Raw genomic sequence first — 13,819 nt, 5'->3', positions numbered from 1 at the left:
CGTGTGCGGCCGGACCCCCAGCGGGCATCCGGCCGCACCGTCCGGTGCACCGCCGCGCCAGGAGAGCGGGCCGAGGTCCGGCCGCCTCCGCAGACCGGAGAAAACCCCATGGACATAACCAGCACGACCGCAGCAGGCCCACCGGGCCCCGCCGCCCCCGCCGGGCGGGCGAAGGCGGCCACCCGCGCCGGTGACCGCGTCTTCCTCGCCCTCTCCCGGGGCTCCGGGATCCTGCTGCTGGTGATCATGGCCGCCATCGCGGTCTTCCTCACCGTCCGGGCCGCCAGCGCCCTCTCGCACGACCACGGCAACTTCTTCACCACCTTCGAGTGGAACGCCAACGCCACCCCGCCGGTCTTCGGCATCGCGGTCCTGGCGTTCGGCACGATCGTCAGCTCGCTGATCGCGATGCTCATCGCGGTCCCCGTCGCCATCGGCGTCGCGCTCTTCATCTCCCACTACGCGCCGCGCCGGATCGCCGCGCCGGTCGCGTACGTGATCGACCTGCTCGCCGCCGTCCCGTCCATCGTGTACGGCCTGTGGGGCGCCCTCTTCCTGGTGCCGCACCTCGGCGGGTTCTACAGCTGGCTCGACGACTACTTCGGGTGGACCGGCGTCCTCGCCTACCACGACGGCGCCGCCCGCTCGCTCTTCACCATCGGCATCCTGCTGGCGATCATGATCCTGCCGATCGTCACCAGCGTCAGCCGCGAGGTCTTCCTCCAGGCCCCGAAGATGCACGAGGAGGCCGCGCTCGCGCTCGGCGCCACCCGCTGGGAAGTCATCCGGATGTCGGTCCTCCCCTTCGGCCGGTCCGGGGTCATCAGCGCCTCGATGCTCGGCCTGGGGCGCGCGCTCGGCGAGACCATGGCCGTCGCGACCGTCCTGTCCCCCAGCTTCGTCATCAACAAGAGCCTGCTCGACCCGGGCGGCGGCACGTTCGCGCAGAACATCGCGAGCAGCTTCAAGGAGTCCGGTGACATCGGCAAGGACGCCCTGATCGCCTCCGGCCTCGTCCTGTTCGTGCTGACCCTGCTGGTCAACGGCGCGGCCCGGCTGATCATCGCGCGTCGCAAGGAGTACTCGGAGTGAGCGACGTGACCATGGAGCAGCCGCAGGTCGCAGACCGCGCCCCGCAGCCCCGCAGCAGCCTGCGCCAGCCGCGGCTGCCCCGCTGGGCACCGCCCGCCGTCGCGATCACCGCGGCCGCCGTCGGCGTCGCGATCGGCCTGGGCGCCGGTCTGAGCAGCAGGATCCAGTGGGGCCTGATCGCCGCGCTCCTCTTCGTCCTCGGGATGTACGGCCTCGCCGCCCGGGTCGAGGGCCGCCGCCAGGCCAAGGACCGCCTGGCCACCAGTCTGGTGTGGGTCTGCTTCCTGATCGCCGTCGTGCCGCTGCTCTCCCTGGCGTGGGAGACCGTCGGGCGCGGCTCGAAGGTCCTCGACGGCTCCTTCCTCTCCCACTCGATGTCCGGCGTGCTGACGATCCAGCCCGGCGGCGGCGTCTACCACGCGATCATCGGCACCCTGGAGCAGGTGGGCATCGCCACCGCCATCGCGGCGCCGGTCGGCCTGCTGACCGCGATCTACCTCGTGGAGTACGGGCGCGGGCGGCTCGCCAAGGTCGTCACCTTCTTCGTGGACGTGATGACGGGCGTCCCGTCGATCGTCGCGGGCCTGTTCGTCCTGAGCTTCTGGATCCTCATGCTGGACTTCGGCTACTCCGGCTTCGCCGGGTCGATGGCCCTGGCGATCCTGATGATGCCCGTGGTGGTCCGCTCCACCGAGGAGATGCTCAAGCTCGTGCCGAACGAGCTCCGCGAGGCCTCCCTCGCCCTCGGCGTGCCGAAGTGGCGCACGATCCTCAAGGTCGTCCTGCCCACGGCCATCGGCGGCATCGCCACCGGCGTGACGCTGGCCGTCGCCCGCATCGCCGGTGAGACCGCCCCCATCGTCCTCCTGGTCTTCGGCTCCCAGGTGATCAACAACAACCCCTTCGACGGCGCCCAGTCGTCCCTGCCGTACTACATCTACGAGCAGTGGGCGGCCGGCAACGAGGCCAGCTACGACCGCGCCTGGGCGGCGGCCCTGGTCCTCATCGCCTTCGTCATGATCCTCAACCTGGTGGCCCGCGGCATCGCCCGCTGGAAGGCCCCCAAGCACGGTCGCTGAAGCGACTCACGAAAGTAGTGATTCCCATGGCCAAGCGCATCGACGTCGGCGGCCTCAACGCCTACTACGGCAACCACAAGGCCATCGAGGACATCTCGATGACCGTCGAGCCCCGCTCCGTGACCGCCTTCATCGGCCCCTCCGGCTGCGGCAAGTCCACCTTCCTCCGCACCCTCAACCGGATGCACGAGGTCACCCCGGGCGGCCGCGTCGAGGGCAAGGTGATGCTCGACGACGAGAACCTCTACGGGCCCGGCGTGGACCCCGTCTCCGTGCGCCGCACGGTCGGCATGGTCTTCCAGCGGCCGAACCCCTTCCCGACCATGTCGATCTACGAGAACGTGGCCGCGGGCATCCGCCTCAACGGCGGCCGCGTCCGCAAGGCCGACATGGACGCGATCGTGGAGAAGTCCCTCAAGGGCGCCAACCTCTGGAAGGAGGTCAAGGACCGGCTGAACAAGCCGGGAGCGGGCCTCTCCGGCGGCCAGCAGCAGCGCCTGTGCATCGCGCGGGCGATCGCGGTGGAGCCGCAGGTGCTCCTGATGGACGAGCCCTGCTCGGCGCTCGACCCGATCTCCACGCTCGCCATCGAGGACCTGATCGGCGAGCTGAAGGAACAGTTCACGATCGTCATCGTCACGCACAACATGCAGCAGGCGGCGCGCGTCTCGGACCGCACGGCCTTCTTCAACCTGGCCGGCGTGGGCCAGCCGGGCAAGCTGGTCGAGATCGACGACACGGCCCGCATCTTCTCCAACCCGTCCGTCCAGGCCACCGAGGACTACATCTCGGGCCGCTTCGGATAAAGACCGCCTTACGGCGCTGCATGGCGGTGCCGCCGCAAGGCGAAGGGCCCGTCCCCCTGTTCGTACCAAGGGGACGGGCCCATCAGTGTTCAAGTGCGGGCAGCGGCGCTACCCGAACGCCAGCTGGACGATCCAGTAGCTGAACGCCGCCACGATCGCCGCGGCCGGCATCGTGATGAACCAGCCCATCACGATGTTCTTGGCGACACCCCAGCGCACCGCCCGCGAGCCCTTCGTCGAGCCCACGCCCATGATCGCGGAAGTGATGACATGCGTCGTGGAGATCGGCGCGTGGAACATGAACGAAGCGGTGTACATGACGGACGCCGCGGTCGTCTCGGCCGCGAACCCCTGCGGCGGGTCCAGCTCGATGATCCGGCGCCCGAGCGTCCGCATGATGCGCCAGCCACCGGCGTACGTACCCGCGGACAGCGTCAGCGCGCAGGCGAGCTTGACCCACAGCGGGATCGCGTCGCCCTTGCCCTGCACATCGCCGATGACCAGGGCCATCACCACGATGCCCATGGTCTTCTGCGCGTCCTGGAGGCCATGGCCGAGGGCCATGCCCGCCGCGGACACCGTCTGCGCGATACGGAAGCCGCGCTTGGCCTTGTGCGGGTTGGACCTGCGGAACATCCACATGATCGCGACCATCACCAGATAGCCGAGGATCAGGCCGACGAAGGGCGAGAGGAACATCGGGATGACGACCTTCTCGACCACGCCCGACCAGATCACCGTGGTGCCGCCCGCGAGCGCCGCGCCCACCATGCCGCCGAACAGGGCGTGCGAGGAGGACGACGGAAGCCCGAAGTACCAGGTGATGAGGTTCCAGGCGATCGCGCCCACCAGCGCCGCGAAGAGGATTCCCATCCCCTTCTGGCCCTCCGGCGTGGCGATCAGGCCCTCGCTGACGGTCTTGGCGACGCCGCTGCCCAGGAAGGCACCGGCGAGGTTCATCACCGCCGCCATCGCGAGGGCCGCCCGCGGGGTCAGCGCCCGCGTGGAGACCGAGGTCGCGATGGCGTTCGCGGAGTCGTGGAAGCCGTTCGTATAGGTGAAGCCGAGCGCGACCGCGATGGTCACGACGAGAGAGAAGGTGTCCACCGGGGGTCAGGACTCCTTGACCGCGATGGTCTCGACCGTGTTGGCGACGTGCTCGAACGCGTCGGCCGCCTCCTCCAGCACATCCACGATCTGCTTGAGCTTGAGGACCTCGATGGCGTCGTACTTGCCGTTGAAGAGCTGGGCGAGGAGCTTGCGGTGAATCTGGTCCGCCTGGTTCTCCAGCCGGTTCACCTCGATCCAGTACTCCGTGAGGTTTGTCATGGTCCGGAGGTTGGGCATGGCCTCGGCAGTGAGCTCGGCGGCCCGCGCGAGGACCTCGATCTGCTGCTCGACGCCCTTCGGAAGCTCCTCGACCTGGTAGAGAACGACCAGGTCGACGGCCTCCTCCATGAAGTCCATGATGTCGTCGAGCGACGAGGCGAGGTTGTAGATGTCCTCGCGGTCGAAAGGCGTGATGAAGGAGGAGTTCAGCTGGTGGAAGATCGCGTGGGTCGCGTCGTCCCCAGCGTGCTCCGCTGCCCGCATCCGCTCGGCGATCTCGGCTCGGGCGGACGTGTCCGCTCCGAGCAGTTCCATCAGGAGCTTGGAGCCCGTGACGATGTTGTCCGCGGACGCGGCGAACATGTCGTAGAAGCTCGTCTCCCTGGGGGTCAGACGAAAGCGCACGTGGGATCCTCGGGGTGCAGCGGATTCGGTCTCGTTGATGCTAGGCGCATCATCCAGCCACGGCTAACTGGCATTCCCTCAGTGTCGCCCATCGGGCAGAGTGCTCACGAAGGCAGGTACCGCCTCCGGCCACCGAATTCTGTACCATATACCTGCCGGGGGTATGCGAGTGGGGTATCCGCACCGACAGGGGCGAAACCCCTGGCCCGAGGACCGCACCGGCGCCTGGGGCACCCCGGACTTCAGCTCCGGGGAGGGACGACGGAGGACGCCATGACCACCACGGAAGCCGGCACCGGCTCGACCGGCGCCACGCCCTGCCACGGCGAGGCGGCCGGCGCGGACGGATCGCCCGAGCAGGTCCAGGGGCACGGCCACGACCACGGTCACGGCCCGCACGGCTACAGCGACCAGAAGGACCAGCACCTCAAGCGCCTGCGCAGGATCGAGGGCCAGATCCGCGGCCTCCAGCGCATGGTCGAGGAAGACGTCTACTGCATCGACATACTCACCCAGGTGTCGGCGAGCACGAAGGCCCTCCAGTCCTTCGCCCTCCAGCTGCTCCAGGAGCACCTGCGCCACTGCGTGGCGGCCGCGGCGGTCAAGGGCGGCGACGAGATCGACGCGAAGGTGGCGGAGGCGAGCGCGGCGATCGCGCGACTGCTGCGCACCTAGCGTCTGCCGAGGGGCGCCTTCGACGGGGCGCCTCCGGCGGAGCGCGGGACTATTCGCCCCGCGCCTCCGACCCGGCGGGCACGACCTTCAGCACCTCGTCGATGCGGTCGGGGCTCAGCCGGTCCTCGTCCGCGCTCGAGGCCGCGATCATCAAATCACCGTAGAGATCGATCTCGATGAGGGCCACGGGATCCGGCCCACCCGACGAACCGCGTCGCGAGACCACGTGATTCACCTCCTCGGGTTTTTGGTTCTTCGGCTTACCAGCGTAGTGATCGGTACACATGGCGCGCATGGCACAGAAGGACCATTTCCATGGCCAACCACGTCGCGCCGCGTTATTTCCGCGGCGAAGCCACGGTCCCCGCATAGATATCGGCGGAAGCCGGAAGCACCACATCGAACTTGGTGCCGAAGTCGGAGAGATCGACGGTCGAGACGACCGTCATCGGGACCGCAGGACCGCCCGAAGCCCCCGCCCGCCCGCGTGCGCCCCCTGCGACGCTGAACCGGTGGGAGAGCCTCCGCAGCCGGCCCTGGTCGTCGAGATACGCGTCGAACGCCACCGTGCCGCTGGAGAACCCTTTCGCTGCCACGGACAGCGGACCGCGGTCCCGCTCCGGCGCGGCGCGCGCCGCCTGGCCGAGGTCGATGGTCCCCCAGTAGTGCTTCACACGGACCCCGCCCACCCGCTCGTCCCTCATGTATGACACCTCGCGCGCCCCGCCGAGCAGTTCGGCCGCCGCGAGCGGGTCCGTGGCGCCGTTGGTGAGGAGATTGCCGTCGGCGAAGGCGGGGGTGGAAAGCCGCACCCACTTGTCGGCGGGCACGCCCGCCCCGCGGTTCTTCATGAAGAGCGCGCCGGGGGTGAACACCTCGGTGACGGCACGGTGTTCGGCCGCGCCCGCCGCGTCCGCGGGCACCAGCACCGTCAACTCACCGGCCGGCCGGGCGAAGTCGTAGCCGCCCGTCCCGTGGATGGTCAGCCGGGTGCCGCCGCTGACGGTCTCCATCGACGTACGCACCTTCGCGCCGCCCGCCTCGGCGAGCACCCGGGCGGCGCGGTGCAGCGCCTCGCGGGCCCAGCCGGGGTCGTCCGCCTGGCGGGCCTGGCTGCTCAGACTCTTCAGATCGTCCCGCAGCTCCGGCTGCTCCTGCGCCGCACAGCCGGAAACCAGCAGGCCGAGGGCGACGCCGCCCGCCGTCACGTGGGCGACGACCGCACCCCGGCCCCCGCGTCCTTGCCGCCGCACCACCATGCCCGTCAGCCCCCTGCCAGTACGCCGTGGAACCCGTAACTGTCAACGACCCCCCGTGGCCACCGTCACGGCCGGGTAGCGTGGTCACGTGTCCGAAGCAGCAGCCGCGAACGCCTCCGCGGCCCACTCCACCAGCACCAGCGAGACGGGATCCTTCTGCAGCGCCCGCTGCACCTGCGGCTGGCGCGGCCCGGCCCGCAGAGCGCGCTCACTCGCACGCGAGGACGCGCTGTCCCACACGGCGACGGCGCCAGGACCCAGCCCGTCCGGCGTTTGAGGACAGCGCGCGAAGCGTGCTTCGGGGGTCTGGGGCGGAGCCCCTCGCGCGGCGGAGCCGCATATCGGATGCAGCCGGGAAGGGGCGGGGCTGGGGAACAAAGCCCGCCGGGCCGCACCCGAACACGCACCCGACCCCAGGGCAGAGCCCTACGCCGCCAGGTCGTTGTCCCGGTGCACCGGCCGCTCAGGCCGACCAGCAGCCGCCACCACAGGCGCAACCGCTCCGCCAGACCGCACGAGCCACCCCACCCGAGACCCCGCCACCCTCCGCACCAACGGAGTCAGAAGCATCATCGCCAGCGGAGCCAGCAGCAGAGCCACCGCCGTGCCGAGCGCGAGCCCCCCGATGACGTCGGTCGGATAGTGCACGCCCATATAGACCCGGCAGAACCCTTCCAGGAAGGCGAGGCCGATACCGATCAGCCCGTACTTGCGGTTGGCGACGAAGAGGCCCACCCCGAGCGCCATCGTCAACGTCGCGTGATCGCTGACGAAGGAGTAGTCGGTCTTGCCCTTGACGAGGACGTCCAGCCCGGTGTGGTCGACGAAGGGCCGGGGCCGCTTGACGAAGTCCCGGATCGGGATGTTGACGAGCAGCGCGATCCCGGCCGCCAGCGGCGCCCACAGCAGCCCGGCCACGACGGCCGGCGCGTCGTCCCGCTTGCGGACGCTCCACCAGGCGCAGAGCATCAGCACGGCGAACCCCAGGACGATCCCGTACTCGCCGATGAACTCCACGGCGTGGTCCAGCCAGTTGGGGGCGGCCTTGGCGATGCCGTTGATGTCGTAGAGCAAGCTGTTGTCGGGGCCCGGCCCGGCCCCGGCCTCCGACACGAGGTGCCCCACCGCGAGTCCAGCCATGTGTCGTGGCCCCTATCTGTCGCCTCGTGCTACGTCCAGCTGCCGACCCCCGTGGTCCGTTGCGCCCGCCAACGGCGGCGCTGCTTTCCCACTCTCATGGAACGCCTCACTCCGGCCGGGCGTTCCACTCTCCACTCAATGATCACCAGGACGTTATCGAAGGGTGACCCATCGTTGCAGTCCGGGGTCCGGAGTTCAGACCCCCTTCGCCTTGGGCAGGGCCTTCGCGCCGTCCTCGGTGACCCGAGTCGCCCCGATGTAGTCCGGTGTGTCGATCTTGTCGAACCTGATCAGCGCCCCCGTGTGCGGCGCGTTGATCATGTACCCGCCGCCCACATAGAGCCCCACGTGGTGGATGCTGCGGGGGTCGTTCAGGTCGTGCGCGAAGAAGACCAGGTCCCCGGGGAGCAGCTCGTCCCGCTTGGGGTGCGCGCCCGCGTTCCACTGGTCGTTGGCGACGCGCGGCAGGGTGATCCCCACCGTCTCGTACGCGGCCTTGGTGAGCCCCGAGCAGTCGAAGCGCCCCCCGTCCTCGGCGGTGCCGTCCCCGCCCCACAGATACGGCGTCCCGAGCTTCTCCTGCGCGAAGTAGATGGCCCCGGCCGCCTGCTGCGAGGGCGCCACCCGGGTCACGGGCCTGGCGAAGCTCTTCGCGAGCGTCCGGATCTCCTTCACATAGCCCTGCGTCTCGTTGTACGGCGGCACGCCGCGGTGCTGGATGACCGCGTACGCACCCGCGTTGTACGAGGCCAGCATGTTGTCCGAGAGGTCGCCCGGCACGCTCTTGACGTCCTGGGAGAGCTCGCAGTCGTAGACGGCGGCCGACGGGATGGCGTCCTGGGGGTCCCAGATGTCCCGCTTGCCGTCCTTGTTGGCGTCGATCGCGTGGGCCTGCCACGTCTCGGGGATGAACTGAGCTATCCCCTGGGCGTTCGCGGGGCTCACGGCCTTCGGGTTCCAGCCGCTCTCCGAGTAGATCTGCGCGGCGAGGATGGCCGGCGACAGGGCGGGGCAGATGTTCCCCCAGTCCTGCACGAGCTTCTGGTACTCCGCCGGAACCGCGCCCTTCGCCAGCTCGACCGAGCCCCCACCGCCCGTGCCCATCAGGTTGGCGGCGGCCGTGTACACCCCGACGACGAGCAGCCCGATGAAACACAGGCACATCCCGATCCCGACACCCACGCCCACCCAGAGCTTCCGCACCCCGCAATCCTCCCCCACGAGCCCGCCGCGTATCCGTCAATTTCCTTTGACTTGGGGAGAGGAGCGTCGGCGTACGGCGCAACTGAGCATCGTGCCGACCATGTCGCACCGGGGCGGTCATCCGGTACCGTGAAGCAAGAAGGGCCCCCGCCCAGGGACCGGAATCCGTAAGGCGGGAGCCCACGCCGAAAGCCAGGGGCTACGGCCTGAGCCTCGTATGTGGGGGCTCAGGTCAGCCCTTGAGCCACCTCCCCAGCGTTCGCGCGACACGGACCAGAAGGTCCTCGACGCGCTGCCGTACGGATGGCTTCGGCTTCCCGCGACGCCCCATGGGCGCCTCCCCTCAGACCGGCTGCCGAAATCCCGGTCGGCAACCATCCTCAGGTTCGGGCCGGGCCCCGAGGGCCGGGGACCGGAGACGATCCGTGAGGGGAGGCGCACCGCAGTGCGCACAGATCACTCTACTGCCCAACTCGCAACGCACATGCGCGTTCTGGGAACTTCCGCACCCAATCGTGGGTGAGCCTCACGCGCTAAGCCGGAGCCAACTCGGCGTCCCCGCCGCGCAACGCGGCCCGTACGGCGGCCGCGCCACGGCGGGCGGCCGCCACGGCGCCCGAGGTGTCATGAGCGGGTGGAGCGGGCGCGTTTGGCTGTACGGGTGGTGGTGGCGCGAAGCGCTGTTCGGCGGCGCGTTGTTCCGCGAACGTGGGAGCGTCCGGCATCTTGCGGAGCAATCGATTCCGGATGATCCCGGCGGCGGAGTGCACATGATCGGGCAGCCCGCCGGTCAGCGCCTCCCGGACCTCCGCCAGACAAGCGCCCCGCTGGAACCACTCCCCGGCGAGCGGCGCGAGGCGGGCGATGTCCATGGCGGTCAGCCGCAGCCGCCGTTCGATGCGGGAGACGGAGGTGAGGGCGTGGACGCCTTGTGTGACGAAGGGCGCGGGGACGAACGCCGAGCGGTCGGGCGGGTCGGCTTGAGGCTTTGACGGGGGTACGGGGTCCGGCTCCGGCTCCGGGGCCGGTTCCGGGTCTGGCGTCGGCTCCGGGTCCGGCTCAGGCGGGACGGGGTGGGGAGGTTGGGGAGTGTTCTCCCCTGAGTCTTTGTCTTGGTAACGGCCGACGGACGGACTCTCCGGCTGACCGACGGCCGGGATCTGCGCACCCGGCTGTCCCGCCCGCACGGCGTCGGCCTCCTCGGCGGTGAGCGGCACCCCGGAGACGAGCTGCTCGGTGGCCCACCGCCCGCCCCACCCCTGCTCGCGCCACTCGTGGTAGTAACCGGCGGCGGCCAGCTCGCGCTTCGCACGGATGAACCCGGTGGTCTTGATCCCGGCCCGCTGCGCGACTTGCCACAGCGGCAGGTCGACGCCGGGCGGCAGGGACAGCTGCCAGATGAGCAGCCGTACGGCGTCCGAAGACAGCTTCGGGCTGCGAATGATCTCGTTGGCAACCTGCGTGAAGGAGGACGCGGGCGCGATAGCATGCCGGAGCATTCCGGTACCTATTCCTGTTGGTGCATACCGGGTGTAGACCCCTGGACCGGTGTCGCAAGCACCACCAGGGGTCGCCTCGCGTCTGGACGAGGCAACCCATCTGCCGTCACCGTAAAGCACAATTTCGGCCTGGACGCGGTCACTTGACCCACATCACCCGAATGGGTAACGAGAGTGGGGTTTGGTGACCTCATCGCCAGGGCCGTCACGGTGAATACGGTGGTCGGGGAGGGTGAACGCGGAAGGCCGCGCGTTCCTGAGGCTTGGTCGATACGGGCACTCCCGGTAGGGAGGCTGTGGGATTTGCCAACCGCGAGGGTCAGGACCACACAGTGAAGAGAACCAGTCGCATCAAGATGGCGGTCACAGGTCTTTCCGGCCTGCTTCTGGTCGGGGGCGGAGCGTCGCCCGCCATGGCCTGGGGCGACGGGCCGTTCGGCGCCGACGGCGACACGCACATCCGCTTCTATGCCGGATTCGTCTGCGAGGGCCGGGCCCGGACGTGCATCAACGGACCGGTGAACAGCGGCAACACCAAGGACTCGCAGAACGTCCGGCTGAACGGAAATCCCAGCAACAGCGGCAGCCCGACGAACAACAGCGGGTCCGTCAACTCCGGGTCCACCGGCACAGGTGCCGCGTCGGGCAGCTCCAACCACCAGCAGCACATCGGCCCGGGCGGCGACCTGCACCTGTGAGCCGACGCCTCGGGCCCCGGCGAGACCGGGGCCCGAGCGGACGGCCTAGGGAATCGTCGAGATGTCGTTCCTGCTGTTGCGCTCCGAACCCGTGGCGGAGTTGAGGCTGTTCGTGGAACCGGCGGCAGTCTCGATGTTGCCGCTGTCGACCGGGTTCCCGCGGTTGAGGAAATTGTTGCTGTTCTCGCTGTTCCCGCTCTGGACCGGACCGTTGATGCACGGATGCGGCGACTCGCTCACCGGCGATTTGTAATGGAAATCGGCCAGACGGTTGTTGCAGACCACGCCCGACACCGTTTCGGTGAGGGTGCCGAGATCGGCTCCCGCCACGGTGGACAGCAAGGAACCGTCCGGATTGGTCTGCGCCCGCGCGCTTCCGGCACCGATCAGCACCAGACCGCATGCCCCGGCGAAGGTCACCGCCTGCCCGAGTCTTTTCATGACGCTCCCTGCCTGGTCGACCTGTCGCTCCCAGACGTATCGTGCTGCGCTTCTCCCCCGCGGTCCCGACAACCCACAGAAGGCCAAACACTCGCGGCCCACATTCAGCCGGACGGCCTAGCACTACGAGCGGTGCCGGGACCGTCGAGGAAGCGAAGCAGCACGGCGGCCTCCGCGCGGAGCCGCGCGACTCGGTCGGCGTGCGCGGGCGCAGTCAACTGCGCCGCGACCTCCAGCCGCTCGGCGGCCTCGGCGCGTACGACATCCACGACACTCTGCTCGCTCAGCTCACGCCGCGCTGCTTCGGTGATGCCGACACCGGCAGGCGAATGCTCAAGGGCCGAGCCGCGAAGCTCGGCTTCTCCCACGGGCACCGCCTCGGCGTTGTCCAGCGCGGCAAGCGTTGCGCGCAGGGCGCTCACCGCGGCCTTGTCACGGGCGCGCATCGCTTCCGGCAGTGCTTGACGCATACGAAGACGTAAGGACATGCGGGTGACTTTATGGCGGCGGCTCTGGGCCCACAACGCGATATGCGTGCGGCATCAGGCGTAGATCCGCGAGGGCGGCCCGCCAGGCGCCGCCGAGTGGAACGTCGACGTACCTCACCGGCCTGCCGAGAACGGCGCCGAAGCGGTCGCAGAGCTCCGTCAAGGAAGCAGTCACTCGTTCGACCCTTCGTGTGTTCCACCCTTGTCGGGTGGGCAACTCGGGTGTAGGGGCACCAGAGTTGTCGTACGTACGTGGCCGCACCAGGAAGGGGCCCCGCCCATGACCGTTGAGGCCGACCGGCCGGACCCGACCACAAGCATGCTGGCGTTCTTCGGCTCCGAGGCTCTGCGGATGCGCACGAAGGCGGGGTGGTCACAGGAGAAGACAGCCAAGGAAGCGCTCTCGACGCAGGCGATGATCAGCTACGTGGAGAACGCGAAGCGGGTGCCGTCGAAGGAGCTGGCGGCGAGCCTCGACGCGGCGTTCGGCACGGACGGACACTTCGGGCGCCTGTACCCGCTGGTCATGCGGTACGCGTACCCGAAGTGGTTCGTTCGGTACGTCGAGTTGGAGCAGGCGGCGGCGACCATGCGGTCGTTCCAAGCACAGATGATCCCGGGTTTGTTGCAGACAGAGGACTACGCGCGCGCCTTGTTCGAAGCCGTGCGACCCGACAACCTGGACGGCCTCGTGGCAGCCCGCATGTCACGCCAGAGCCTGCTCGGAAGCGGCCTCCGGTGCTGGTTCGTGATGGACGAGCCCGCACTCGACCGCCACATCGGCGGGAAGAACGTCATGAGGGAGCAACTCGCCCGCCTGCTTGAGGCAGGACAGGAACCGCGCATCGTCATCCAGGTGATCCCTCACACCGTGCCGGCTCACGCTGGGCTTTTCGGTCCGTTCACACTCTTGAGCTTCGACGAGGGCGCGGACGTACTACATGTGGACGGCTTCTCCCAAGGCGGAACCACTGCCGACACAAGCGAGGTGAAAGAAGCGGTGCGCGCTTACGATCTCCTCCGGGCAGTGGCCCTGTCACCCAAAGAGTCGGCAGACCTGATCAGTTCCCACTTGAAGGAGCTAGACCCATGACCCGAGCAAGTGACCTTGCTGCGACGTGGCGGAAGAGCAGCTACAGCAGCCCCAACGGCGGCGAATGCGTAGAGATCGCCGACAACATACCGAACGCCATACCCATACGCGACAGCAAGAACCCCGACGGCCCCGCGCTCCTCGTCACACAAACGGCATGGATGTCATTCCTCGCCGGCATCAAGAGCGCGAGCCTCGGCGCCAGTTAGTGCGGCAGATATCGACAGCAACCAACGCGGTCAGCAGGAGCACCGGGAGCGACCTAACAGCGGTGCACGTCCTTCGCAGGGACCGGACGGTTCCCACACACAGGAGCTCTCCCTGCTGATTCAGCGAGACCAGGCCGCTTGATCCCAAATCGCCTGGAACTCCTCAGAGGTGATCACGGTAGCGGAAAATTCCGCTTGCGCAACAACGTCCTCAATACTTCCCACCGGGATCTCGCTGAGACCGATTTCTCCGGTCTCATGGAATTGATCCGCCTTGAGCAATCGGCCATCCCGGTATTGCTGAATCTTTCGAGTCTCATATCCGTCACTTCCGATCTCACTGAAGAACACCACCGGATCCTCGACAAAATCGTGGTGCCACGTCACCTTCCAGTAATCCATG

The 13,819-nt window shown here is 68.6% G+C and carries 18 protein-coding genes; 7 read left to right on the top strand and 11 right to left on the bottom strand.

From position 1 onward, the window contains the following. The first annotated feature begins 108 nt into the window (after nucleotides 1–108). From pstC to pstB, 3 genes are read left to right on the top strand one after another with little or no spacing between them, the layout of a single operon-like run. Nucleotides 109–1,092 (top strand): phosphate ABC transporter permease subunit PstC, encoded by a 984-nt coding sequence (gene pstC, locus DXZ73_RS24770; protein ID WP_116213258.1) that lies wholly within the window; start codon nucleotides 109–111, stop codon nucleotides 1,090–1,092. Nucleotides 1,093–1,103: 11 nt separating this feature from the next. Then, entirely contained in the window at nucleotides 1,104–2,171 is a 1,068-nt protein-coding gene (gene pstA, locus DXZ73_RS24765) for a phosphate ABC transporter permease PstA (protein WP_116215829.1), read from the top strand. 26 nt (nucleotides 2,172–2,197) lie between these two features. Further along, nucleotides 2,198–2,977, top strand: coding sequence for a phosphate ABC transporter ATP-binding protein PstB (pstB, locus tag DXZ73_RS24760; RefSeq protein WP_116213257.1), 780 nt, complete (start codon nucleotides 2,198–2,200; stop codon nucleotides 2,975–2,977). A 108-nt stretch (nucleotides 2,978–3,085) separates the two neighbouring features. Here pstB and DXZ73_RS24755 read toward each other — a convergent pair whose 3' ends face one another. Then, entirely contained in the window at nucleotides 3,086–4,084 is a 999-nt protein-coding gene (locus DXZ73_RS24755) for an inorganic phosphate transporter (RefSeq protein WP_116213256.1), read from the bottom strand. Nucleotides 4,085–4,090: 6 nt separating this feature from the next. Continuing rightward, complete coding sequence (locus tag DXZ73_RS24750; RefSeq protein WP_116213255.1) at nucleotides 4,091–4,711, bottom strand: DUF47 domain-containing protein; 621 nt, start codon at nucleotides 4,709–4,711, stop codon at nucleotides 4,091–4,093. 273 nt (nucleotides 4,712–4,984) lie between these two features. On the opposite strand from DXZ73_RS24750, the gene DXZ73_RS24745 reads away from it, so the two are divergent. Then, a complete protein-coding gene (locus DXZ73_RS24745) occupies nucleotides 4,985–5,386 on the top strand; it encodes a metal-sensitive transcriptional regulator (RefSeq protein WP_116213254.1) in 402 nt (133 codons plus the stop codon). Nucleotides 5,387–5,435: 49 nt separating this feature from the next. Here DXZ73_RS24745 and DXZ73_RS38325 read toward each other — a convergent pair whose 3' ends face one another. The 6 genes from DXZ73_RS38325 to DXZ73_RS24720 form a co-directional block, all read right to left on the bottom strand. Continuing rightward, nucleotides 5,436–5,672, bottom strand: a complete 237-nt coding sequence (locus DXZ73_RS38325; protein WP_162889882.1) for a hypothetical protein — start codon at nucleotides 5,670–5,672, stop codon at nucleotides 5,436–5,438. Nucleotides 5,673–5,724: 52 nt separating this feature from the next. Continuing rightward, the gene (locus DXZ73_RS24740) at nucleotides 5,725–6,645 is read right to left on the bottom strand and encodes a hypothetical protein (RefSeq protein ID WP_162890315.1); all 921 of its coding nucleotides are present in this window, start codon (nucleotides 6,643–6,645) and stop codon (nucleotides 5,725–5,727) included. 84 nt (nucleotides 6,646–6,729) lie between these two features. Next, nucleotides 6,730–6,885, bottom strand: coding sequence for a hypothetical protein (locus tag DXZ73_RS40640; RefSeq protein ID WP_205519220.1), 156 nt, complete (start codon nucleotides 6,883–6,885; stop codon nucleotides 6,730–6,732). A gap of 186 nt (nucleotides 6,886–7,071) precedes the next feature. Then, on the bottom strand, nucleotides 7,072–7,785 hold the full coding sequence (locus tag DXZ73_RS24730; RefSeq protein ID WP_116213252.1) for a phosphatase PAP2 family protein: 714 nt from the start codon (nucleotides 7,783–7,785) through the stop codon (nucleotides 7,072–7,074). Nucleotides 7,786–7,980: 195 nt separating this feature from the next. Then, complete coding sequence (locus tag DXZ73_RS24725) at nucleotides 7,981–8,988, bottom strand: NlpC/P60 family protein (RefSeq protein WP_116213251.1); 1,008 nt, start codon at nucleotides 8,986–8,988, stop codon at nucleotides 7,981–7,983. Between the two features lie 533 nt (nucleotides 8,989–9,521). Beyond that, complete coding sequence (locus DXZ73_RS24720; RefSeq protein ID WP_116213250.1) at nucleotides 9,522–10,487, bottom strand: hypothetical protein; 966 nt, start codon at nucleotides 10,485–10,487, stop codon at nucleotides 9,522–9,524. A 332-nt stretch (nucleotides 10,488–10,819) separates the two neighbouring features. On the opposite strand from DXZ73_RS24720, the gene DXZ73_RS24715 reads away from it, so the two are divergent. Next, nucleotides 10,820–11,185, top strand: coding sequence for a hypothetical protein (locus DXZ73_RS24715; RefSeq protein ID WP_240351477.1), 366 nt, complete (start codon nucleotides 10,820–10,822; stop codon nucleotides 11,183–11,185). A 45-nt stretch (nucleotides 11,186–11,230) separates the two neighbouring features. Here the strand turns inward: DXZ73_RS24715 and DXZ73_RS24710 are convergent, their stop codons facing one another. Together DXZ73_RS24710 and DXZ73_RS24705 are read right to left on the bottom strand one after the other, a co-directional pair. Further along, nucleotides 11,231–11,626, bottom strand: coding sequence for a hypothetical protein (locus DXZ73_RS24710; RefSeq protein ID WP_116213248.1), 396 nt, complete (start codon nucleotides 11,624–11,626; stop codon nucleotides 11,231–11,233). A 104-nt stretch (nucleotides 11,627–11,730) separates the two neighbouring features. Then, nucleotides 11,731–12,072, bottom strand: coding sequence for a hypothetical protein (locus tag DXZ73_RS24705; RefSeq protein WP_116213247.1), 342 nt, complete (start codon nucleotides 12,070–12,072; stop codon nucleotides 11,731–11,733). 322 nt (nucleotides 12,073–12,394) lie between these two features. Here DXZ73_RS24705 and DXZ73_RS24700 point away from each other — a divergent pair, with 322 nt between their 5' ends. After that, entirely contained in the window at nucleotides 12,395–13,207 is an 813-nt protein-coding gene (locus DXZ73_RS24700; protein WP_116213246.1) for a helix-turn-helix domain-containing protein, read from the top strand. Then, on the top strand, nucleotides 13,204–13,416 hold the full coding sequence (locus DXZ73_RS24695; protein ID WP_116213245.1) for a DUF397 domain-containing protein: 213 nt from the start codon (nucleotides 13,204–13,206) through the stop codon (nucleotides 13,414–13,416). Before DXZ73_RS24700 ends, DXZ73_RS24695 begins: the two co-directional genes overlap by 4 nt. A 120-nt stretch (nucleotides 13,417–13,536) precedes the next feature. Here DXZ73_RS24695 and DXZ73_RS24690 read toward each other — a convergent pair whose 3' ends face one another. After that, on the bottom strand, nucleotides 13,537–13,818 hold the full coding sequence (locus tag DXZ73_RS24690; protein ID WP_116213244.1) for a DUF6881 domain-containing protein: 282 nt from the start codon (nucleotides 13,816–13,818) through the stop codon (nucleotides 13,537–13,539). Nucleotide 13,819: the final 1 nt, after the last annotated feature.

The organism is Streptoverticillium olivoreticuli subsp. olivoreticuli (assembly GCF_003391135.1).
Taxonomy (GTDB): domain Bacteria; phylum Actinomycetota; class Actinomycetes; order Streptomycetales; family Streptomycetaceae; genus Streptomyces; species Streptomyces blastmyceticus.
This window is presented reverse-complemented; position numbering and strand designations above follow the sequence as displayed.